The following is a 24636-nucleotide window of genomic DNA, read 5'->3' as shown; positions in this document are numbered from 1 at the left end:
CGTTCGTCATCGTTCGTCATCGTCGGGGCCGCCGGACGCGGCGTCTTCGAGTTCGCTCAGCACCTGGTCCTCCACCAGTTCCGCCAGGGCGGCCACGGTGCGGGAGACCAGGACGTCGCGGGGGGTGAGCGTGACGCCGAAGGCATCGTTGGCGCGGGAGGCGATCAGCAGGGCCCGCATGGAGTCGCCGCCCAGTTGGAAGAAGTCGTCCGTCACGCCCACGGCCGTCCGCAGGGTCTCGGCCCAGATCTCGGCCACGGCCTCCTCGGTGGGCGTGCGGGGCGCCAGCCGGCCGGGCCGCTGCTCCTCCTCGGGTGCGGGGGCGGGCAGCGCGGTGCGGTCGGTCTTGCCGCTCGCGGTGAGCGGGAAGCGGTCGAGGACGGCGAAGGCCGAGGGGACGAGGTGGCCGGGCAGGGAGCGGGCGGCCAGGGCGCGCAGTTCGGCGCCGGTCGGCGGTTCGGCGCCGGGGGCCGCGAGCAGGTGGGCGACCAGGCGGGGCAGCCCAGGCGTGTCCTCCCGCACCGTCACCACGGCGTCCAGCACGGCCGGGTGGCGCGTCAGGACGGCCTCGACCTCGCCCGCCTCGATGCGGTGGCCGCGCAGCTTGAGCTGGTGGTCGGTGCGGCCCAGGTAGTGCAGTTCGCCCCGGTGGTCGCGGCGCACCAGGTCGCCGGTGCGGTACATCCGGGTGCCGGGCGGCCCGTACGGGTCGGCGGTGAAGCGGGCGGCGGTCAGGCCCGGCCGGCCGAGGTAGCCGCGGGCCAGGGCCGGTCCGCTCAGCCACAGTTCGCCGGTGACGCCGTCGGGCACCGGCCGCAGGCGGGCGTCCAGGACGTAGGCGCCGGTGCCGGGCAGCGGGCGGCCGATCGGCGGCGCGGCGCCGTCCGGGGCCAGCGGCGCGGACCAGGCGGCGACCACGGTGGCCTCGGTGGGGCCGTAGGAGTTGACCATGCGGTGGTGCGGGGCCCAGCGGGCCACCAGGTCGGCGCCGCACGCGTCGGCGCCGACCACCAGGGTCCTGAGCGCGGGCAGCGTGCCGGGGGTGTCGGCGGGCAGGGTGGCGAGGGCGGCCGGCGGCAGCAGGGTGTGGGTGATCGCCTCCGCCCGGAGCACCTCGGCCAGTTGGGCGCCGAGCAGCGGCCCGGGTGCGGGTACCACCAGCCGGGCGCCGTGCGGCAGGGACATGCACAGTTCGAGCACGGAGGCGTCGAAGCTGGGGGTGGCGAAGGCCAGCACCCGGTCCCCCGGGGCGACTTGGTAGTGCTCGGCCTCGGCGGCGGCGAAGGCGGCCAGCCCGCGGTGGGTGAGGACGACGCCCTTCGGGGTGCCGGTGGAGCCGGAGGTGTAGATGACGTAGGCGGGGTCGTCCAGGTCGAGCGGGCGGAGCCGGTCGGGGTCGGCGGGGCGGTGGCCGGGGGCGCCGTCCGGCGGGGCGGCCAGCAGCGCCGCGACCTCCTTGGCGTCCAGGGTGAGCGCGGGCGCCGCGTCGCGCAGCATGAACTCGACGCGCTCGTCGGGGTAGTGGGGGTCGACCGGCAGGAACGCGGCGCCGGTCTTCGCCACCGCCAGCTGGGCGAGCACCATGTCCGCCGAGCGCGGCAGGAGGAGGGCGACCACCTCGCCGGGGCCGGCGCCGCGCGCGATGAGCCGGTGCGCCAGGCGGTTGGCGTGTGCCTCGGCCTCGGCGAAGGTCAGCTCCAGCCCGGGGGCGCTCAGCGCCGGGGCGTGCGGCCGGCGGTCCACGGCGGCCTCGACCAGGGCGGGCAGGGCCGCCGGGGGCACCGGGGCGCCCGCCGGGCGGGCCGGGCCGCGCAGCAGCCGCTCGCGTTCCCCGGGCGGCAGCAGGTCGAGGTCGTCCAGGCGGGCGGCGCCGTCCGAGCCGGCCAGCGCGGCGAGGGTGTGCAGCAGTTGGGCGGCCAGTTTCTCCGCGGTGTCCCGGTCGATGTACCGGGGGTCGTGGCCGAGTTCGACGGCGAGCCGGTCGCCGGGCGAGACGACCACGGTGAGCGGGTAGTTGGTGGCCTCCCTGGCGTCCAGTTCACGGATCAGCAGGCCGTGGGCGCCGGCCGTCGCGTCGCCGACCGGGTAGTTCTCGAAGACCACCAGGCTGTCGAACAGCGCCGTCCCGGGCGCCAGCCCGCTCAGGCCGTGCATCGCGGCCAGCGGCAGGTGGTCGAAGCGGCGGTCCTCGGCCTGCTCCTCCTGGAGCGCGCGCAGCCAGGCGGCACAGGGCTGGGCGCCGTCGACGGTGACGCGGGCGGGCAGGGTGGTGATGAACAGGCCGACGATGGCGTCGGAGCCGGCCAGGTCGGCCGGGCGCCCGGAGACGGTGGTGCCGAAGCACACCCGTTGCTCCCCGCTCCACCGCGACAGCAGCAGCGCCCAGGCGCCCTGCACCAGGGTGTTGAGGGTGAGGCGGTGCCGGCGGGCGAATTCCTGGAGCCGTTCCGTCTCGGCTTCGGCCAGGCGGTGCGAGAGCCAGGTGCCGGAGCGGGCCGTGTCGCCCTGGGCGGGCTTGCGGTCGTAGGGCAGCGCGGTGGTGGTGAGGTCCGCCAGGACGCCGCGCCAGTGCTCCGCGGCGGCGGCGGTGTCGCGGGCGGCGAGCCAGCCGACGTAGTCCACGAAGGGCCGGCGCTCGGGCAGGCCCGGCCGGTCGCCGCGGGCGAGTGCGGCGTGGGCGGCCAGGACGTCGGACAGGACGTGGAAGACGCTCCACCCGTCGAGCAGCACGTGGTGGAAGGTCCACACCACGCGCGCCGCGTCCGGACCGAGCCGGATCAGGTCGAGCCGCAGCAGCGGGGCCCGGTCCAGGGCCAGCGGGCGGGCCCGCTGGTCGGCGAGCAGCCGCTCCAGGCGGGCTTCGCGCTCGGCTTCCGGCAGTGCGCTCCAGTCGTGTTCGGTGACCGGCAGCGTCGCCTCCCGGTGGACCACCTGGAGGGGTACGGGCACGTCGCGCAGGACGACGGCGGTGCGCAGCACGGGGGTGCGGTCGACGACGTGCTGCCAGGCGGCGGCCAGCGGCCGCAGGTCGCGGGCGCCGTCCAGGACGAAGGTGATCTGCTCGACGTACAGGCCGTGTTCGGCCTCGTCCAGGCCGTGCAGCACCATGCCGGTCTGGGTGGGGGTGAGCGGCTGGATCTCCGTCACGTCCCGTCCGGTGCCGGCCAGTCGGTCGACGGCGGCCTGGTCCAGGGCGGCCAGCGGGTAGTCGGCGGGGGTGCGGCCGCCCGCGCCGGGTTGGGCGCAGTGGCGGACGATCTCCCGCAGCTCGTCCAGCAGTTCGGCGGCGAGCCGGGCGACGGTGGCGCGGTGGTGCACCGCGCGGGAGTACGACCAGGTGAACGCCAGTTTCCCGTCGCTCACCCGGCCGAGCACGTCCACCAGGTGCGGCCGGTCCGCGGCCCGGTCCATGCCGCCGGTGAGCGGGCCGGCCGGGGCGTGCAGCAGGCCGCCGGGGGCGGGGGTCCGATCCTGCCGGCCCAGGTAGTTGAAGCCGATCTGCGGCAGGTCGGGCAGCCGCTGCGGCGGGTCGGGCAGCCGGGGGTCGGCGGCGGGCCGCAGGTGGCGCAGGGCGCCGTAGCCGAGCCCGCCGCGCGGTACGGCGCGCAGGTTCTCCTTGACGGTCTTCAGGGCGGTGCCGGTGTCGGCGTCCCGGGGCACGTCCAGGGCCACGGGGTACAGCGTGGTGAACCAGCCGACGGTCCGGGAGAGGTCGACCCCGTCGAACAGTTCCTCGCGGCCGTGGCCCTCCAGAGCGACCGTCACCCGGTCCCGGCCGGTCCAGCGGGCCAGCACCCGGCCCAGGGCGCAGAGCAGGACGTCGTTGACCCGGGTGCGGTAGACCTCCGGGACGTCCTGGAGCAGCCGGCGGGTGTCCTCGGCGTCCAGGGCGAGGTCCAGCGACTCCTCGGTGGCGGCGGTGTTGGCGCCGTCCAGGTCGGTCGGCAGGGCGGTCGCGGCGCCGTGCTCCAGGCCGTACCAGTGGGCGTGCTCGTCGTCGAAGCCGCCGGCTGCGGTGTGCTCGGCGAGCCGTTCGGCCCAGGCCCGGAAGGAGGTGGTCTTGGGGCCGAGGTCGGGCCGCCCGCCCGCCCGCAGCGCGCGGTGGGCGGTGTCCAGGTCCTCCAGGAGGACGCGCCAGGACACCGCGTCGACCACCAGGTGGTGCGCGGCCAGCAGCAGGACGGGGTGCCGCTCGCCGTCGAAACGGCACAGCGCGGCCCGCAGCAGCGGCCCTTCGGCCAGGTCGAAGCCTGCGGCCAGGCGCTCGCCCAGCTCGCGCAGCGTCGCCTCGCGCTCCAGCGCCGGGGCGGCGGGCAGTTGATGCGTGCGCAGCTCCGGCAGGTCGCCGGGCGCGGTGCCGTGCTGGCGCCACCGCCCGTCGCCGAGCGGCTGGAACCGCAGGCGCAGCGCGTCGTGGTGGTCCAGGACGGCGGCGAGCGCGGCCCGCAGCAGGGGCTCCTCGGTGTCGGGGGCGAGGGTGAAGGAGACCGACTGGGTGAACTGGGCGGTGTCCCCGCCGAGGGTGTCCAGCAGCCAGTGCTGGACGGGGGTGAGCGGGGCGTCGCCGACCACGGCGCCCTGTTCGGCGGCGACCGCCGGGCTCGGCGACTCCTCGGCGGCGAGGGCGAGTTCGGCCAGGGTCTGGTGGGCGAACAGGTGCCGGGGGGTGAGCGCGAGGCCGGCCCGGCGGGCCGCCGAGACGATCTGGATGCCCAGGATCGAGTCGCCGCCGAGCGCGAAGTAGTTGTCGTCCGCGCCCACCTCGGGCACGCCGAGCACCTCGCGCCAGATCGCGGCGAGGGTGCGTTCGGTCGCGGTGCGCGGCGGTCGCTCGCCGCGTGCGGCCGGGGCGGCCCACACCGGGGCGGGCAGCGCGCGGCGGTCGAGTTTGCCGGTGGCGCCGAGCGGCAGCCGCTCCAGCGGCACCACCAGCGCGGGCACCAGGTGGTCGGGGAGGGTGCTCCCGAGGAAGGCGCGCCACTCGACGGGGTCGGGCAGTGCGCCGTCGCGGGCCACCGCGTAGCCCACCAGGCGCCGGTGGCCGTCGTGGTCGACGACCCGAGCGGCGGCGGCCGACACCTGCGGGTGGCGGGCCAGGGCGGCCTCGACCTCGCCGAGTTCGATCCGGAAGCCGCGCACCTTGACCTGGTCGTCCGCGCGGCCGAGGTAGCCGAGGTCGCCGTCGGCCGTCCAGCGCACCAGGTCCCCGGTGCGGTACATCCGGCGCCCGGGCGGGCCGAAGGGGTCGGGCAGGAACCGGGCGGCGGTCAGGCCCGGGCGGCGCAGGTAGCCGCGGGCGACGCCGGTGCCGGCCAGGTACAGCTCCCCCGGCGCGCCGACGGGCACCGGGCGCAGCCGGTCGTCCAGGACGTAGGCCCGGGCGCCGCCGACCGGGCGGCCGATCGGCGGGTCGCGGTCGGGGTCGGCGGGGTCGCAGGCGAAGGCGGTGGCGTAGACGGTGGCCTCAGTGGGGCCGTAGATGTTCAGCACCCGGCAGCCGGGGACGGCCTCGCGCAGCCGGCGCACGGTCCGGGCGGGCAGGGCCTCGCCGGCCAGGACGACGGTGTCCGCGCCGAGGTTCACGGCGTCCTCCGCGAGGAGGCCGCCCAGGGCGGAGGGCACCGCGCTGAGCAGGCCGGCCCGCCACGGCCCGGGGCGCTCGGCCAGGGCCAGCAGGTCCCGGACGAGCTCCACGCAGCCGCCGGCGAGCAGGGGCGAGAAGATCTCGAACACCGACACGTCGAAGTTGAGCGAGGTGGCGGCCACCACGTGGGCCAGGCCGTGGTCGGCGAACTCGGCGGCGGCCCAGTCGGTCAGGGCCAGGACCGAGGCGTGGGCGACCACGACGCCCTTGGGGCGGCCGGTCGAACCGGAGGTGTGGATGACGTACGCGGGGTGCTGCGGCAGCAGGGCGCCGAGCCGTTCGTCGTCGCGCACGGCGTCGGGGCGGGCGGCGGCGAGCCGTTCGGCGCACCCGGGGTCGTCGAGCACGATCCGGGTGAACGGGCCCGCCGGCAGCCGCCCTCCGGTCTGCGTGTCGGTGACCACGGCGTCGGGGCGGACGTCCTCGAAGAGGAACGCGATCCGCTCGGCCGGGTACCCGGGGTCGACCGGCAGGTAGGCGGCGCCGCTCTCGAGCACCGCCAGCAGCGCCACGGCCAGGTCGGCGGTGCGGGGCAGCGCGAGCGCGACGAACCGCTCGGGCCCGGCGCCGGCCGCGATCAGCAGCCGGGCCAGCCGGTTGGCCCGTTCGTCGAGCTCCCGGTAGGTCAGCAGCACGTCGCCGTAGCGGACGGCCGGGGCGTCGGGCGTGCGGGCGGCCTGCCGGGCGAAGGCCTCGGGCACGGTGTCCTGCGGTGCCTCGACCACCGCCCCGCCGAAGCGGTCGACGAGTTCGCGCCCCCGCGACGGGTCGAGCAGCGGCAGCTGCGCCGCCGGCCGGTCGAGGCCGGCCGCCATCGCCGTCAGCAGGGTGTGCAGGCCCGCCCCGAGCGCCTCGACGGTGGCGGTGTCGAAGACGGCCGGGTCGTGGTCGAGGCTGACCGCGATGGCGTCGCCGGGGGCGACCACCACGCCGAGCGGGTAGTTGGTCGGCTCCAGGACGTGCTCGGTCTCGACGCCCAGGCCGTGCCGGGTCAGCGTCTGCGCGTCGAACGGGTAGTTCTCGAAGACCACGATGCTGTCGAACAGGGCTGTGCCGCCCGGCAGTTCGCTCCAGTTCTGGAGCTGCGCCAGGGAGACGGCGTCGTACCGGCGGGCCTCCGACTGGGCGTCCTGGAGCTCCCGCAGCCACTCCAGCAGCGAGCGGCCGGCGTCGATCCGCACCCGGGTGGGCAGGGCGTTGATGAACAGCCCCACCATCGAGGTGACGCCCGGGAGTTCGGCGGGCCGGCCGGAGACGATCGTGCCGAAGACCACGTCGTCCCCGCCGCCGTAGCGGGAGAGCAGCAGCGCCCAGGCGCCCTGGAGCACGGTGTTGACGGTCAGCCCGGCCTGCCGGGCGGTGGTCCGCAGCCGTTCCGACAGGTCGTTGTCGAGGGTCACCCGCACCGATGCCGAGGAGGAGGCGCGGTGCGCCTCGGCCGGGCGCCGGTCGCGGGGCAGTTCGGTGGGGGCGGGGAACCCGGCCAGCGTGTCGCGCCAGTACCGCTCGACCCGCGCCGGGTCCTGCCCGGACAGCCAGCGCAGGTAGTCGGCGAAGGGGGCGCGCACGACCGGGTTCGGCCGGCGCCCGGCGGCCAGGGCGGCGTAGCGCTCGCACACCTCGTCGAAGACCTGGGCCGCGCTCCACCCGTCGAGCAGGACGTGGTGGAAGGTCCACACCACCCGCACCCGGGTCGGCGACAGCCGGACCAGGGTCAGCCGCATCAGCGGCGCGGCGGCCAGGTCGAGGCCGGCCGCCCGGTCCTCGGCGAGCAGCCGGGCGGTGTCCCGCTCGACCCGGTCGGCCGGGCGGCCCGTCCAGTCGTGGTGGGTCACCGGGACGGCGGCCCGGTGCTGCACGACCTGGAGCGGCTCGGCGGTGTCCTGCCAGGCGAGCCGGGTGCGCAGCACCGCGTTGGCGTCCACGGTCTGCTGCCAGGCGGCGGCCAGGGCGTGCGGGTCGGTGACGCCGGAGAGGACCAGTTGGACCTGGTTGACGTAGGTGTGGGCGTCCGGGTCCAGCAGGCTGTGGAAGAGCATGCCCGCCTGCATCGCCGTCAGCGGGTACACGTCCGCGACGGAGCGGCCGTCCCCGGCGATCCGGTCCACCGCCGCCTGGTCCAGCCGGGCCAGCGGGAAGTCGGCGGGGGTGCGGCCGCCGGCGCCGGGCTCGGCGCAGTGGGCGACGAGGTCCTCCAGGGCGCGCAGCATGGCGTCCGCGAGCGCGGTGACGGTCCGTTCGTGGTGCCGGCCGGCGCTGTAGTACCAGCCGATCTCCAGCCGGTCGCCCTCGACCCGGGCGACGACGTCCAGCAGGTGCGGGCGCTCGGTGCCGGGCGCCTCCGCGCCGCCGAGGCCGCCGGGGACGGCGCGCACCAGGGCGGCGCCGTCGGCGGACCAGTCGAAGCGGCCCAGGTAGTTGAAGCTGATCCCGGGGGCCGGGGCGTCGGCGAGCTGCTCGTCCCGGGCGAGGTGGCGCAGCGCGCCGTAGCCGAGGCCGCGCTCCGGCACCGCCCGCAGCTGCTCCTTGACGGCCTTCAGCGCGGTGCCCCAGTCCCCGTCCGGGACGTCGAGGGCGACGGGGAAGAGCGAGGTGAACCAGCCGACCGTGCGGGACAGGTCGACGTCCTCGAACAGCTGGTCCTCGCGGCCGTGCCCCTCCAGGCCGATCGCGACGGTGCGCCGCCCGGTCCACTCGGCGAGCACCCGGCCCAGGGCGGTGAGCAGGACGTCGTCGATCCGGGTGCGGTAGACCCCGGGGACCTTGCGCAGCAGGTCCCCGGTGCGCTCGCGGTCCAGCCGGACGGTGACGGCGCGCAGGTCGGCGGCGGTGTTGCCGCCGTCGCCGTCCACCGGCAGCGCGGCCGCGCAGTGCCGGGCCGCCGCCGCCCAGTGGGCGCGCCGGCCCGCGAAGCCGCCGGCCGCGGTGTGCTCGCGCAGGCGGCGGGTCCACTCCCGGACGGAGGTGGTGCGGGCGGGCAGGCGCAGCGGCCGGCCCTCCACGGCCTGCCGGTAGGCGGTCTCCAGGTCCTCCAGCAGGATCCGCCAGGAGACGCCGTCGACGACCAGGTGGTGGACGGCCAGCAGCAGCCGGGCGGGCCGGGTGCCGTCGGTGGTGAACAGGCGGGCGGTGAGCAGCGGGAGGGTGTCCAGCCGGAACGCGGCGTGCGCGGCCTCGGTGGCCCGGGCCTCGGCGGCCTCGGCCGCCGCCCGGTCCAGGGCGCCGAGGTCGACGACCTCCAGCAGCTCGGGCGCGGCGGCGTCCGCGGGGGCGCAGTGCTGCTGCCAGCCGCCGTCCGCCCCGGTGGTGAAGCGGGAGCGCAGGGCGTCGTGGTGGGCCCACAGGGCGGTCAGGGCGCGGCGCAGGGCCTGCGGGTCGACCTCACCGGGCGCCTCCACCACGACGGACTGGTCGAAGGACGCGGCGTACGGCGGGTGCGGGTCGAGGAACCAGTGCTGGATGGGCGTCAGGCCCACCTCGCCGCTGACCGGTTCGGTCCCGGCGACGGTGGCGGCGGTGCCGGCGGCGGCGGCCAGCGCGGCGACGGTGGGGTGCCGAAACAGGTCGCGGGGGGACAGCGCGAGACCGGCGGCGCGGGCGCGGGAGACGACCTGGATGCTCAGGATCGAGTCGCCGCCGAGCAGGAAGAAGTCGTCGTCGACCCCGACCCGCTCCACGCCGAGCAGTTCCGCCCAGATCGCGGTGAGGACGCGTTCGGTGTCGGTGGTCGGGGCGCGGTGGGCGCGGTCGGCCGCCGCCGACCAGTCGGGGGCGGGCAGCCGCCGGCGGTCCACCTTGCCGTTGGCCGTCAGCGGCAGTTCGGAGACCGTGACGAAGGCCGCGGGCAGCATGTAGTCGGGCAGGTCGGCCGCCAGGTGGGCGCGCAGCGCCGTGGCGGAGGGCGGCTCGGCGCCGCCGGCCGGCACCAGGTGAGCGGCCAGCCGCCTGCGCCCCGCGTCCTCGTGGAGCGAGACGACGGCCTCGGCGACGGCCGGGTGGGCGGTGAGCCGCGCCTCGATCTCGGCGGGTTCGATGCGGAAGCCGCGGATCTTGATCTGGTCGTCCGCGCGGCCCACGAAGTGCAGTTCGCCGTCCTCACTCCACCGGGCGGTGTCGCCGGTGCGGTACATCCGGCCGCCGGGCGGCCCGAAGGGATCGGCGAGGTAGCGGGCAGCGGTCTCGCCGGGCCGACCCGCGTAGCCGCGCGCGACGCCGGCGCCGGCGATGTACAACTCGCCGGTGATGCCGGGCGGTTGCGGCTGGAGGGCGCCGTCCAGCACGTACACCCGGGTGTCGTCCAGCGGGCGTCCGATCGGCAGCACGGCGGGCAGCCGGTCACCGGGGCGGAAGGCCCGGCGGGTGGCGAACGTGGTGGTCTCGGTCGGGCCGTAGCCGTCGACCACGGTGAGGTCGGGGCAGGCCTCCAGGACGCGGCGCACGACCGCGCCGGGCACCGCCTCGCCGCCGGTCCACACCTCCCGGGCGCCGCGCAGGCAGCCCGGGTCCTCCTGGGCGAGGAGCCGGAACAGGCCGGCGGTCAGCCACAGGCACTGCACGCCCTGCTCGGTGACGGCGCGGCGGACGGCGGCGGCGTCCAAGTCCTCCGGCGGGGCCAGCACGGCGGTGCCGCCGCGCAGCAGCGGCACCCACAGCTCGTAGGTGGCGGCGTCGAAGGCGTGCGGGGAGTGCACGAGCACCCGGTCGTGGCCGGCGAAGGCGCGGTCCAGGGCGAGCGCGGCGACGTCGCGCCGGCGCACCGCGACGCCCTTGGGGGTGCCGGTGGAGCCCGAGGTGAACATCAGGTACTGGACGTTGTCGGGGTGGAGCACCGGGGCCGGCCGGTCGACGGCGTGCGGCTCGTCCGGCCGGTCGACGCGCAGCACCCGGTCTGCGGGGAGCAGTTCTTCGGCGACGCGCGCCCGGTGCGCGTCGGTGAGCAGCAGGTCCGCGCCGGCCTCGGCCAGCATCAGGTGCAGCCGCTCGCGCGGCGCCCTGCCGTCCAGCGGCACGTAGACCCCGCCGGTCCGGACCAGCGCCAGCTGGGCGACGACCAGGTCGACGGAGCGGTCCATGAGCACGCCGACCGGGCGTTCGGCGCCGACGCCGAGCGCGGCCAGCCGGCCGGCCAGGGCGGCGGCGCGGGCGTCGAGGTCGCGGTAGCTGAGGCGCTCGTGGCCCGCCTCCACGGCGACGGCGTCCGGGCGGCGGCGCACCTGCTCGGCGAACAGGTCCGCGATGTCGCGCTCGGTCCGTTCGACGGCGGTGGCGTTCCAGTCGACGAGGATCCGTCGGCGCTCCCCGGCGGTCAGCAGCGGCACGCGCGCGGGCGGGCCCCCGGCGCTCCCGGGCAGTCCTGTCAGGACGACTGTGAGCTGCCCGGCCATCCGCCGGACGGTGGCCTCGTCGAACAGCCGCGGGTCGTAGCACAGCCGCAGGGCCAGCTCCGGCCCCGGGTAGGCCAGCAGGGCGAGCGGGTAGTTGGTGGTCTCGATGCCGTCCAGGTCGCGCAGGCGCAGGCCGTGCGCGGCGGCCGCGTCGTCCTCGACCGGGTAGTTCTCGAAGACGACGATGCTGTCGAACAGGGCGGTCTGCTCGGGGAGGACGGTGGCGGCCCGCAGGCGGGTGAGCGGGACGAAGCCGTGGCGCCGGTCCTCGCCCTGCTCCCGTTGCAGCGTGCGGAGCCAGTCGAGCAGGGTGCCGTCGGCGGGCACGGCCGTCCGGGTGGGCAGGGTGGTGATGAACAGGCCGGTCATCGTCTCGACGCCGGGCAGCTCGGGCGGCCGCCCGGACGAGGTGGTGCCGAACACCACCTCGTCCCGGTTGGCCTGACGGCCCAGCAGGATCGCCCAGGCGCCCTGGACCAGGGTGTTCAGGGTCAGGCCGGAGCTGCGCGCGAGACCTTCCAGCGCCCGGGTCGCGGCGGCGGGCAGGGTGAACGGCACGGCCCGGGTGGATTCCGCGCGGTGGCTCTGGCGCGGCTCGCGGTCGTACGGCAGCGGCGTCGGCTCGGCCAGCCCGGCCAGGCGCCCGTGCCAGTGCCGCTCGGCCTCCGCCGGGTCGCGCTCGCGCAGCCAGGCCACGAAGTCGCGGTAGGGCCGGCGCTCCGGCACCGTGCCGTACGGGACGGTGCCGAAGGACTCGGTGCCGGACGGCAGGGTGCCAGACGGGACGGTGCCGGACGGGACTTCTCCCGTCTCCGGCTCGGAGCGGGCCAGCGCGGCGTGCACGGCGAACACGTCGGACAGCACCTGGAAGAGGCTCCAGCCGTCCAGGACGAGGTGGTGGAAGGACCACAGCACGCGCACCCGGGTGTCGGAGAGGCGGATGAGCAGCAGCCGCTGGAGCGGGGCCCGGGCCAGGTCCAGCCCGCGGGCCCGGTCGCGGTCCAGGAGCTCGGCCAGCCGGCCCCGGCGCTTGGGCTCGGACAGCTCGCGCCAGTCCAGGTGGGTGACCGGCACGGCCGCCCGCCGCCGCACCACCAGCAGCGGCTCGGGCACCTCCTGCCAGCGGACGTGGGCGCGCAGCACCGGGGTCCGGTCGGTGACCCACTGCCAGGCGGCGGCGAGCCGCCCCGGGTCGGGCACGCCGTCCAGGACGAAGTCCAGCTGCTGGAAGTAGGCGCCGCTGTCCTCCTCGGCGAGGCCGTGGAAGAGCATCCCGGACTGGGTCGGCGTCAGCGGGAGGACGTCCTCCACCGCGCCCGGGTCGTCGCCGGTGATCAGGTCCACGGCCGCCTGGTCGAGCCGGGCCAGCGGGAAGTCGGACGGGGTGCGCCCGGCGGCGCCCGGGCGGGCCGCGTACCGCGCGAGGTCGGCCAGCTCGGCGGCGAAGCGCCGGGCCAGGGCCTCGACGGTGTCGCGCCGGTGCACGGCGCCGGAGTAGAACCAGCTGAACTCCAGCGCGTCGCCGTCGAGTCGGCCGACCACCTCCAGGGCGTGCGGGCGCTCGACGTGCGGGTCGGCGTCCAGTTCCAGGGGCCGGAAGGTGCCGCGGTAGAGCCCGGCCGCGTCCTGCGGGAAGGACATCCGGCCGAGGTAGTTGAAGCTGATCCGCGCGGCCGGGGCGTCGGGGGTCGTGCCGGGGCGCCCCAGATGGCGCAGGGCGTCGAAACCGAGACCCCGTCGGGGGACGGCGCGCAGCTGCTCCTTGACCCGCTTGAGGACGCCGTCCCAGTCGGCCCCGGCGGGCACGGCCAGCGCGACGGGGTGCCGGGTGGTGAACCAGCCGACCGTGCGGCTCAGGTCGAGGTCGGCGAACAGTTCCTCGCGCCCGTGCCCCTCGACGTCCACCACGACCCGCTCCAGCCCGCTCGCCCCGCACAGGGCCCGGCCGAGGGCGCTCAGCAGCACGTCGTTGGCCTGGGTGCGGTAGGTGTCGGGCAGGGTGCGCAGGAGGGCGGCGGTGTCGGCGGCGTCGAGGCGCACGGTGACGGAGCGGGCCGAGGCGTGGGTGTCGGCCCCCGCGAGGTCGGCCGGGAACGGGTCCGCCGGGGCGTCACCGTCCTGCGCGGGGACGGCCCGCGCCCAGTACTCCGTCTCGTCCTCGAAGCCGCCGGCCGCCGCGTACGCGCCGAGCCGCTGCCCCCACTGCCGCAGCGGCGAGGACTTCGCCGGCAGGGCCGCCGCCCCGTCCCGGCCGTCGCGGCGGGCGCGGTAGGCCGCGTCGAGGTCCTCCGCCAGCACCCGCCAGGAGACCCCGTCGACCACCAGGTGGTGGACGGCCAGGTGCAGGACCGGCGGCTGCCCCGCACCGCGCTCGTGCAGCACGGCGCGCAGCAGCGGGCCGTCGCCGCCGCCCAGGTCGAAGGGGCCGAAGTGCGGGGTGTCGCCGTCCGGGCCCGTGTGCCGGCCCAGGCGGATCCGGGGCGCCCGGTCGTCGATCCGCCAGCGCACGCCGCCGGGCTCTCCGTTACGGGGCTCCCCGTCGCGGGGCTCCGCGGGGTCGGGCTCGCCGGCCTCGGCCGTGAAGGCCGAGCGCAGCGCGTCGTGGTGGGCGACCACGTCGTTCAGGGCGTCCTCCAGCGCCGCCCGGTCCACGTCGGCGCCCAGCAGGAGGGAGAGCGCCTGGTTGAAGTGCCCGGCGCGCCCGGCGGCCCGGTCGAGCCACCAGCGCTGGATCGGGGTCAGGACGCCCGCCCCGGCGGCGGCCACCCGGGCGGTCACGGCCGGCCGTTCGGCGTCGTCCGCGCACCGGGCCAGCGCCGCGACCGTCTGGTGCCGGTAGAGGTCCCCGGAGGTCACCGCCAGCCCCACCTGCCGGGAACGGGCCACCACCTGGATGCCGAGGATGGAGTCGCCGCCGAGGTCGAAGAAGTTGTCGTCCGCGCCGACCCGCTCCAGCCGCAGCACCTCCGCCCAGATGGTGGCGAGCGCCTGTTCGGCGGGGGTGCGGGGGGCGACGTGGCGTACGGCGGGCACGGCCGGCCCCGGGTCGGGCAGCCGGCTCCGGTCGAGCTTGCCGTTGGGGTTGAGCGGCAGCGCGGGCAGCGGCACGACGACCGAGGGCACCAGGTAGTCGGGCAGGGCCAGGCCGAGCGCCCGGCGCACGGCCTCGGGCTCCACCCGGCCGCCCGGGACGGGGACCACGTAGCCGACCAGGCGCCGGTTGCCCTCGCCGTCGGCGACGGTGGCGGCCGCCTCCGCCACGCCCTCGCAGCGCCGCAGCGCCTCCTCCACCTCGCCCAGTTCGATCCGGAAGCCGCGCACCTTGACCTGCTGGTCGATCCGGCCGAGGTACTCCAGCTCGCCGTCGGCGTTCCACCGCACCCGGTCTCCGGTGCGGTACATCCGCTCCCCCGGCGCGCCGTACGGGTCGGCGACGAACCGGGCGGCGGTGAGCCCGGGGCGGCCCAGGTAGCCGCGCGCCAGGCCGCCGCCCCCGAGGTACAACTCGCCGACCACGCCCGGCGGTTGCGGGCGCAGCCCGGGATCGAGGACGTACGTCCGGGTCAGCGCGAGCGGCCTGCCGATCGGCGGCGCCTGCTCCGGCAGCCGGTCACCGGCGAACCAGGCGGTGGCGTAGACGGTGGCCTCGGTGGGGCCGTAGATGTTGGCGATCGCGCTGCCGGGCAGAGCGCGCCGCAGGTCGCCCACCGCCTGGGCGGAGAGGGCCTCGCCGGCCAGCACGACGGTGCCCGCGTCGACCGGGGCGGCGCCCCCGGCGAGCAGTCGGGAGATCACCGAGGGCACGCCGCTGACCAGGCCGACGCGGCGCGGGGCCGGCTCCTCGGCGAGGGCGGCGAGGTCGGCGACCACCTCGACGCTGCCGCCCGCCAGCAGCGGGCAGAGCAGCTCGAAGACCGACACGTCGAAGTTGAGCGAGGTCGCGGCGAGCACGTGGTCCAGCCCGCCGGGCCCGAACCGCTCGGCCGCCCAGCGGGCGAGGGCGACGACGCTGCGGTGGGTGATCACGACGCCCTTGGGCCGGCCGGTCGACCCCGAGGTGTAGATGACGTAGGCGGGGTGCTCCGGCAGCAGCGGCCGGAGGCGGTCGGCGTCCGTGAGGTCGGCGTCCGCCGAATCAGCGTCCTCCGGGTCGGCGTCGGCGACCAGGCCGGCGCCGTCCTCCAGCAGCAGGACGGGCCACCCCTCGGGCAGCGCGGCCGCCGTCTCCCGGGTGGCGAGGACCAGCGCGGGCCCGGCGTCCGCCAGCATGAAGCGGATCCGCTCGGCCGGGTAGCCCGGGTCCACCGGCAGGTACGCCGCACCCGACTTGAGCACCGCCCACAGCACCGACGGCAGGTCGGCGGAGCGCGGCAGGCACAGCGCGACCAGCCGCTCGGGGCCCGCGCCCCGGGCGACCAGCAGCCAGGCGAGGCGGTTGGCCCGCCGGTTGACCTCCGCGTAGTCCCGCCGCACCGGGCCGCAGCCGACGGCGGTCCGCCCGGGCGTGCGGGCCACCTGCGCCTCGAACAGCGCGGGCAGCACGGGCAGCACGGGCAGCACGGTGTCCGGGAGGTCGCGGGCGCCACGCGCGGGCGGGTTCCAGGAGTCGAGCAGCGTGCGCTGCTCCTCCTCGGAGAGCATGGGCAGTTCGGCGAGGATGCGCTGCGGACCGTCCGCCATGCCCGCCAGCAGGCGGTGCAGGTGGCGCGCCATCCGGGCCACCGTCCGGGCGTCGAACAGGTCCGTGTTGTACTCCACCGTCAGCGCGCAGCCGTCGGCGTCCTCCGGGGTGAACTCCAGCACCAGGTCGAACCGGGCGGCCGGGCGGGGCAGCGGGTGGTCCTCGAAGCGCAGGCCTCCGGCGGGCGGCGGGGTGGTGGGGCTCTGCTGGACGACCATGACCTGGACCAGCGGGGTGCGGCTCGGGTCCCGGGGCGGGGCCAGTTCCTCGACCACCCGGTCGAAGGGCACCGCCGCGTGGGCGAAGGCGTCCAGCAGGGTGGTGCGCACGCTCTCCACGAACCGGTCGACGGTGGCCCGCTCGTCCACGTCGCCGCGCAGCACCACGGTGTTGACGAAGAAGCCGGTCACCTCCTCCAGCTCCCGCCGGTCGCGCCCGGTGGTGACGGTGCCGAACGCCACGTCCCGCTGGCCGGAGTAGCGCGAGAACAGCAGCGCGGACGCCCCCGCGAACAGGGTGAACAGCGTCGTGCCGCGGCCCGCGGCGAGGTGCCGCAGCCGGGCCACCAGTTCGGCCGGGAGGCGGTGGCGGTGCGCCGCGCCGTTCGTCGTGCGCTGGGCGGGCCGGGGCCGGTCGGTGGGCAGTTGCAGGGGTTGCAGCTCCGCCAGGTTCCGCCTCCAGTAGGCGAGGTCCGGCGCGTCCTCCGCCCCGGCGCCCTCGGTCCGCCGGCGCTGCTCCCAGCGCGCGAAGTCGGGGTACTGGAGGGCGGGGGCGGCGAGCGCGTCCGGTTCGCCGGAGACCTCCGCCCGGTAGAGCGCGGCCAGTTCGCGGGTGAGGACGCCCACCGACCAGCCGTCGGTGATGATGTGGTGCTGCGCCAGCAGCAGCAGGTGCTCGTCGGCGGCGAGCCGGACCAGCAGTGCCCGGGCGAGCGGGCCGTCCGTCAGGTCGTAGGGCCGGTTCAGCTCCTCGGTCAGCAGCCGTTCGGCCGCTTCGGCGCGCTCCCCGGCCGGCCGGTCGCCGACGTCCGCGGTGCGCAGCGGCAGGGTGCCCGCCGCCGCGACGCGCTGCACGAGCTGCCCGTCGACGGTGGCGAAGGTGGTGCGCAGCGAGTCGTGGCGGGCGGCGAGCCGGCCGAGGGCCCGGCGCAGGGCCTCCGGGTCCGTCGTTCCGTGCAGCCGCAGGGCGACGCCGGTGTTGTACTCCGTCCCCCCGACGGTGAGGTCGTCGAGGAACCACAGGCGGCGCTGGGCGCTGGACAGCGGCAGCGGCTCCTCGCGCGGGGCGGGCGGGATCGGGTCCGGCGGAGCGGCGGTGTGCCGCTCGTCCACCAGCGGGGCCAGGGCGGCGACGGTCCGCGCGGTGAAGACGTCCCGGAGCGTGAGCCGGACGCCCAGCCGCTCGGCGACCCGGGCCAGGGTCCGGGCGGCGAGGATCGAGTCGCCGCCCAGGTCGAAGAAGTCGTCCGTCGCGCCCACCGCGTCGACGCCGAGGACCTCGGCCCAGATGGCGGCCAGGGCGCGTTCGTGCTCGGTGCGCGGGGCGACGGGTCCGGCCGCCCCGGGGCGGGCGGGGGCGGGCAGCGCCTGCTGGTCGATCTTGTGCTGCGGGGTGAGCGGCAGCGCGGCCAGGACGACGACGGCGGACGGCACCAGGTGGGCCGGCAGGGCGGCGGCCAGCGCCGCGCGCAGCTCCGCCGGATCCGGGGCGTGCTCCGGGTCGGCGGGCGTGGCGTAGCCGACCAGGCGTTCGCGGCCCGGTTCGTCCTCCCGGACCACGACGACGGCCTGGTCGACGGCGGGGTGCGCCCGCAGGGCGGCCTCGATCTCCCCCGGTTCGATCCGGAAGCCGCGGATCTTCACCTGCCGGTCGAGCCGGCCGAGGAACTCCAGCTCCCCGTCGGCCGTCCACCGGGCCCGGTCGCCGGTGCGGTAGAGCCGGGCGCCGGGCGGGCCGAAGGGGTCGGCGACGAAGCGCCCGGCGGTCAGGCCGGGGCGGCCCAGGTAGCCGCGGGCCACGCCCTCGCCGCCGACGTACAACTCGCCGTCGACGCCTGGCGGTTGGGGCCGCATGGCCGCGTCGAGCACGTACGCCCGGGCGTGCGGCAGCGCGCCGCCGATGGGGGGTGCGCCACTGCCGGCGGTCAGCGGGCCGGTCCAGGTGGCGACGATGGTCGCCTCGGTCGGACCGTAGGAGTTGATCATGCGCCGGCCGGGCGCCCAGCGGTCGACCAGGTCGGCGGGGCAGGCCTCGGCTCCGACGATCAGCGTGCGCAGGTGGCGGCCCGCGCCGCCGGGCACGGTGGCCAGGGCGGCCGGCGGGATGAGGGCGTGGGTGATGCGGTGCTCGTCGAGCACGGCGGCGAGTTCCTCGCCCAGCCAGGGGCCGTGCGGGGGGATCACCAACGTGGCGCCGGCCAGGACGGAGATGAACAGTTCGAGGACGGAGGCGTCGAAGCTGGGCGAGGAGAACTGCAGCACCCGGTCGCCGGGGCGCACGGCGTAGTGCGCGCGGGCCGCCTCCGCGAAGCCGCCGATCCCCCGGTGGGTGACGACCACCCCCTTGGGCGTCCCGGTGGAGCCCGAGGTGTAGATCACGTACGCCGCGTGGTCGATCCCGGTCGGGCCCGTACTGTCGGCCCGGTCCGTGCTGTCGGCCCGGTCCGTCTCCAGCAGCGCGCGGACCCGGGCCGGGTCGTCCAGGACGACGGCGGGGGCGGCGTCGGCGAGCATCAGCGCCCGTCTCCCGGCGGGGTAGGCCGGATCCACGGGCAGGAAGGCGGCGCCCGTCCGGGCGACGGCCAGCTCCGCCGCGACCAGTTCCATCGAGCGCGGCAGGACCAGCGCCACCGTCCGGTCCGTCCCGGCGCCGCGCCGTGCGAGGTCGCGGGCCAGGCGCTCGACCCGGTCGGCCAGTTCCCGGTACGTCCAGCTGCGCCGGCCGTCCGTCACCGCGGGCGCGTGCGGCGCGCGGGCCACCTGGGCGGCGAACAGCGCGTCGAGCGTCCGGTACGCCGGCGGCGGGGCGGCATCGGTCCCCGGGGCGGCACCGGTCCCCCGGGCGCCAGGGGTGTCGCCGGCCTGCGGCGGAGCGGACGAACGCACGGGCTGGGCAGGCCGGTCGGTCATGGCGGAAGGTCCTTCCGGACGGGGAGGAGGCGATGCGGGCGCCGGGGCAGGCGGGGGCCGGCCCTCGGGCCCGGGAACGGGGGCCGGGGGAACGGAACGAGCGGGGGGTGAGCCCGGTGGAGTGGCACCGGCGCGGCGGCGTCGGCGGGAGGACCGCAGGCGGCCAGGACGAGGCCGGGCGCCTCAGGCGGGGTCGGCGCGACGCGCCGTGCGCCCGGACACCTGCACCCGGTCGATCACGCCGGTGGCGGGATCACGGTGGAAGCGCCCGCCCGGCTCGGGGCTGCCGGTGTCGGGGGCGAGCAGATCGTAGGAGAGGTCGGCGAAACAGCGCAGGGGCAGCGGCAGGTCACCGTCCACGGAGAGCGTGGACGACCCGTCGCCCGCGCGCTCGACGAGGTACCGGATCGAACCGTTGCGGTAGGTGCCCGCACACTCGGGCAGGGGGGCGGGCTCGCCCGCGCCCACGGGCGCGATCGCGGCGGGCACCCGGACACCCGCCAGCTCGGCCAGATCGGCCGCGAGCTCGCGCCAGAGCGCGGTGGCGGCGCCGGAGTTGCCCGCGAAGGCGACCACCACGCCGCTGTCCGGGTCGGCCCGCAGGTGGCAGGAGGTCCCCATGGCGTTGCCGTCGTGGCCGCACCACAGCCGGCCGTCCTGCTGGTAGAGGGCGAGCCCCGGGCCCCAGCCGTCCGCGAGCGCACCCGGCCGGGCGCCGGGCTGCGGGCGGCGCATCTCCTCGGCGACGGCGGAGGGCAGGGCCTTGGCCCGGCCGACCAGGGCGCCGCCGAGCGCGGCGAGGTCCGCGGCGCTCGCCAGCAGGGCGCCGGCCGGGGCCTCCAGCGGGGCCAGGTTCTGCCGGACCGGCCGGGCCCGGCCGGTCGCGGCGTTGAGCGCGTGCCCGGCGGCGACCGGGCGTGCGGGTGCGTTGGCGTCGACGAACACGGGCACGGTGCCGAGCGGTTCGAGCAGCAGGGCGGCCACGGCCTCGTGCCAGGGCATCCCGGTCACCGTCTCCACCAGGCGCCCGGCGGCGACGTAGCCGGCGTTGGAGTAGGAGAAGTCCGTCCCGGGCGGGAAGAGCGCGTCCCCGGCCGTGCACACGGACGACAGGTAGTGCGCCGCGGTGGTCCGGGCGGCGGCGTCGGAGTCCGGCCCGGTGGGCAGTCCGCCGGTGTGGCTGAGGAGTTGGCGAATCGTTACTGCTGGCATCCGGCGGAACTCAGGCAGGTGATCGGCGACCCGATCGTCGAGGTCGAGGTCGCCGTCGTCGGCCAGGAGCATCACCAGGGCGGCCGTGTAGGGCTTGGTGAGCGACCCCACCGGCACGACGGTGTCCCCGGTGAAGGGCGCACCGGTGGCGGCGTCGGCCACACCGGTGTGCAGGGCGAGGACCTCCGAGCCGGTGTCCAGCACCACCTGGGCGCCGGGCACCCGGTGGGTACGCGCGAGCGTGTCGAGCCGGTGCTGCAGTTCGCGGTGTAAGCGGCGTAAGAGGAACGGCGCGCGCTCGCGGACGGGCGCGGAGCTGGGGTACGGCATGGGCGGACGCTCCCGTTGACTGGTTCTCAGATGCGGGCGCGGCAAGCGTCCGCGGATGAATTCCGGATTACTGTGGAGCACACCGTGAAATTTCCTGCCACCTGCGCTCCTCGACTCAAGACTCGCGGGAACAACGGGAATCGACGGAAGTCTGCCGATGACGGCCGGCTGGGTGTGAACGGGAATCCCCGACCGCTCCCGGCAGGGCGCCGCACCCGCCCGACGGGAACCGTTCCCGGCCGCTTCGGCGCTCCCCGACCGGACGGTGCGAATGCGACCCGAATTCCACGCCGCCCCGGAACGGCGAACAGGGGAACGGTGAGCGGGAACGGTGGGCGGCGAACGGCCGACCGCCGAATGACCTCACCCCGCAGGCGGGGCCGGACAGGAATCCCGAACGCTCCAGTCGGCCGCTCCGACGGCCCTGACCTGCGCGATCGTTGCGCCCGGCATGCCTATCCCCCCTGCGATCCCTCCCCGCAGCCACCGTGCGGAACCTGCCACAACCGTCGCGAGGACCGGGCAATACCTTGACGGCCCGAACGCTCGGAACGACGAACGCGGAACAGTCTTCACGGCGGGTCACCCGCTCGCAACCCCTGGCGATTGAACGGAAAGCAACTCTCCCCGGAATCGGAACCGCAAAATCGCTGGTGTGACTCCCGGCCACGCCCGGAACGCCTGATGACGGGTGTGAATTCTTTGGCCGAAACTGTGACACCCCGATCCCCCCGGCCACCCGGCCGGGTTTCCGCGGGGAATAGCCGAGTGATTCCCCTGACGCCTGGGGCGGTTGTGCAGGAATGCGACGGAATAGATCAGGTGCGTCGCGAGTGAATCAATGAGGGCTCTGATGCGCGTGTGCCCTGATGCGCTTGTGCCGTGGTGCGCGTGTGCCCTCGTTCACGCGTGCTCTGGTTCACGCGTGCCCTGGTTCGCGTCTGCCGCCCCCCGGGTCGCGGAAGGACTGCCGCGCTCGGCCGCCCCGGGGGCGGGGCGGCCGAGCGGATCCGCCGCGCGCCGGAACGCGGGCGGGCTCCGGGCTCAGAACACCCGTCAGCCCCGCCAGGAGCTGCCGGTAGAGGGCCTGGTCGCCGTGCCACCGGTGGACGTCACCGCGCGCGACGGAGCGGACGGGCCCGGCCCGGCCGACCCGGCCCCCGAACCGCTGGTCCGTACGGTCGGCGCCGACGAGGTGGTCGACGTCCCGCCCACCGGCGCGGCCGAAGTCCGCGGGGCCGACGCCCCGGACGCCGCCACCGGCCGGCCCGTCGAGGTGCGCGGCGCGGTCGCGCGGCCCTGCGCGGCCACGTCCACGGGCGCGCCGTCGCCCGGTTCGACGCGCTCGATCCGCAGCACCAGGTTCCGGTCGCTGCGGTCACCGCCCCCGTCCCGGTTGCGGCTGTGCACCAGCTGCGTCAGCACGCCCCGGACCTCCTGCCAGCGCCCCTGCACCGCGCGGATGTTGGGGCACCACTCGCCCTCGCGCCGGTGCTCCAGGTCGAGCTCCCAGCGCTCGGCGTCCACGAGGTGGCTCGCCCCGACCGTCCCGGGGATCTCGACCGGACGGCCACCGCGCACCGTCACCACCGCCCGCTGCGGCCACTGCCCCTCCACCGCCGTCACCGTGATCCGACTCCGCCCCTGGTACCAGGCCATCGCTGTCCTCCCACATCCGTCCTCGCGCCGACCACCGACCACCGACCGGCCTCGGCCGGTATCACGGCCGGCGCCCCCTCCCGGGTTCGAACAGCGGGTGCGACGGCGCACGTCAGGGGGTGCATGCACCCCGGGCAGGCGCGTCCTCGGCCCAGCCGTCGAACGAATTGTCGACAGGTTCAGGTCAAAGGGATGGCTAGATCACCCCCCTTGTCCGTAGTCATGCACACACCTAGCGTGACTGGCCTGCCGCTGTGCGGCGGTTCCCTCACCTGACCATGGAGGTGGTTTCGCCATGTCCGGAACGCCCGAGTACACCGAGCCCATCGAGCCCACGCCCGCCGTCGCCGAAGCGAACCGGAAGGCCGCCGAGGCGGCCAGGATCGCCGACGAGAAGGACGGCCGGGACTTCGCCGACGCCAACCGGTTCCTGATCGCCCCGCCGGACGTGCCCGTCATCATGTCCCACAAGGACCCGTCGAAGGTGGTCTGGGACTTCACCGCGTACGAGTTCCTCGACCCGGACCTGCGCACCGAGATGCCCACGGTCAACGGCAGTCTGCACCGGCAGGGCGAACTCACCGCCATCGCCGGGCTGTTCCAGGTCACCAGCTGTCGCGAGTACCGGATCTACCAGGTTCGCGGCTACGACCTGTCGAACATGACGATCGTCGAGAGCGACTCGGGCCTGGTCGTCATCGACCCGCTGGCCTGCTACGAGACCGCGCAGGCCGCGCTCAAGCTGTTCCGGGACAAGACCGAGCTCACCAAGGAGCAGCGGCCCGTCCGGGGCATCGTCTACACCCACTGCCACGTCGACCACTTCGGCGGCTCCCGGGGCCTGTTCGCCGAGCAGGGCGACCCGCTGGAGCCGGGCGTCCCCGTGGTCGCGCCGGAGGGCTTCCTGGAGCACGCGATCAGCGAGAACGTCTACGCGGGCCCCGCGATGGCGCGGCGCGCGCAGTACATGTACGCGGCGCAGTTGGACAAGGGCCCGGCGGGGCAGGTCGGTTCGGGCCTGGGCACGACCATCTCCACCGGCGAGGTGACGCTCGTCCCGCCGACCGACTACATCGGCGGGCCCGCCCACCCCGCGGTTTCCAAGGACCAGTGGAGCGACGCCTACGTCATCCCCTGGCGGCCGGGGCTGTACCAGTTCGACCTGGCCGGCGTGCAGATGCTGTTCCAGCTCACCCCCGGCACCGAGGCCCCGGCGGAGATGAACATCTACTTCCCGGCCGCCCGCACCCTGTGCATCGCGGAGAACGCCACGCACACCATGCACAACATCCTGAGCCTGCGGGGCGCCCAGGTCCGGGACGCGCACGCGTGGTCGAAGTACCTGACCGAGGCGATCCAGACCTTCGGCAAGGAGACCGACGTCCTGTTCGCCTCGCATCACTGGCCGATGTGGAGCGAGGAGAGCGAGGGCAGCGCGCCGGGCAACGCCCGCATCCTCGAATTCCTCAACACCCAGCGCGACATGTACGGCTACCTCAACGACCAGGCGCTGCGGCTGATCAACGCCGGCCGCACCGGCATAGAGATCGCCGAGGAGCTGGAGACCCTCCCGCCGGGCCTGGACGACCACTGGTACAACCAGGGCTACTACGGCTCGCTGAGCCACAACTTCAAGGCGGTCTACCAGCGGTACATGGGCTGGTACGACGGCAACCCGGCCCACCTGTGGCAGCTCCCGCCCGTCAAGGCCGGCGCGGCGTACGTCGAGGCGATGGGCGGCGCCGAGGCCGTCGTCACCGCGGCCCGGCGGGCCTACGACACCGACACCCCGGACGGCTTCCGCTGGGCCGCCGAACTCCTCGACCACGTCATCTTCGGCGCCGCCGCCGACTCGGCAGACCCGCTCCCCGAGCCGCAGGTCACCCAGGCCAAGGAGCTCCAGGCCAAGGTCCTCACCCAGCTCGGCTACGGCAGCGCCAACGGGACCTGGCGCAACGCCTACCTCACCGGCGCCCGGGAGGTCGTCGACGGCCCGCAGCCGCTGATCACCAGCCAGACCTCCGCCGACCTGATCCGCAGCACCACCCTGGACCAGTTCTTCTCCGCCCTCGCCCGCAGCGTGGACGGACCGACGGCCGCCGACCGCAACCGCCTCCCGATCGCCCTGAACTGGGTCTTCACCGACACCGGCGACACCTGCACCACGACCCTGCGCAACGGCGTCCTGGTCTACGTGGCCGGCGGCGACCGCCTCGTCGACGTGCCGGACGCCACCATCACCCTCAGCCGCCAAACCCTCGACGACCTCGCCCAGACCCCCGGCTTCCGGCACAACTTCGACCAGGCCGTCCAGGACCAGCGCATCACCCTCACGGGCGCGAACGCCCAACAGGCGGCCGACGCCGTCTTCGAAACCCTGACCCTCCCCGACCCGAAGTTCCCCATAGTCACCCCACCCACCCGGTAAACGGGGAGGGGGCGCCTACGATCTTCCGACTCGATCCGATCTGAGGCCTTGAAGTCCAAAGCCCCGGAAATGCAGAGAACCCCCATCCGGTTTCCCGGATGGGGGTTCTCTGTGAATGATTGTTCGGCGGCGTCCTACTCTCCCACAGGGTCCCCCCTGCAGTACCATCG

General features: G+C 76.0%; 4 protein-coding genes. 1 reads left to right on the top strand and 3 read right to left on the bottom strand.

What is annotated here, in order from left to right; genetic code table 11:
- Positions 1-6: 6 nt before the first annotated feature.
- The 3 genes from AB0R04_RS23960 to AB0R04_RS23950 all read right to left on the bottom strand — a co-directional run bounded on the left by AB0R04_RS23960 (position 7) and on the right by AB0R04_RS23950 (position 22038).
- Positions 7-18837: a non-ribosomal peptide synthase/polyketide synthase gene (locus AB0R04_RS23960; RefSeq protein WP_363374444.1), complete on the bottom strand. Its 18831-nt coding sequence runs from the start codon at positions 18835-18837 to the stop codon at positions 7-9.
- A gap of 183 nt (positions 18838-19020) precedes the next feature.
- Positions 19021-20379, bottom strand: coding sequence for a serine hydrolase domain-containing protein (locus tag AB0R04_RS23955; protein ID WP_363374441.1), 1359 nt, complete (start codon positions 20377-20379; stop codon positions 19021-19023).
- A 1056-nt stretch (positions 20380-21435) separates the two neighbouring features.
- Complete coding sequence (locus AB0R04_RS23950) at positions 21436-22038, bottom strand: hypothetical protein (protein ID WP_363374439.1); 603 nt, start codon at positions 22036-22038, stop codon at positions 21436-21438.
- 295 nt (positions 22039-22333) lie between these two features.
- On the opposite strand from AB0R04_RS23950, the gene AB0R04_RS23945 reads away from it, so the two are divergent.
- A complete protein-coding gene (locus AB0R04_RS23945; RefSeq protein WP_363374436.1) occupies positions 22334-24466 on the top strand; it encodes an alkyl sulfatase dimerization domain-containing protein in 2133 nt (710 codons plus the stop codon).
- The last annotated feature ends 170 nt before the right edge of the window (positions 24467-24636 follow it).

The organism is Kitasatospora sp. NPDC056731, assembly GCF_040687675.1.
Lineage (GTDB): Bacteria > Actinomycetota > Actinomycetes > Streptomycetales > Streptomycetaceae > Kitasatospora.
Note: the sequence above shows the minus strand (reverse complement) of the source record. Positions and strands in the feature narration are given on the sequence as shown.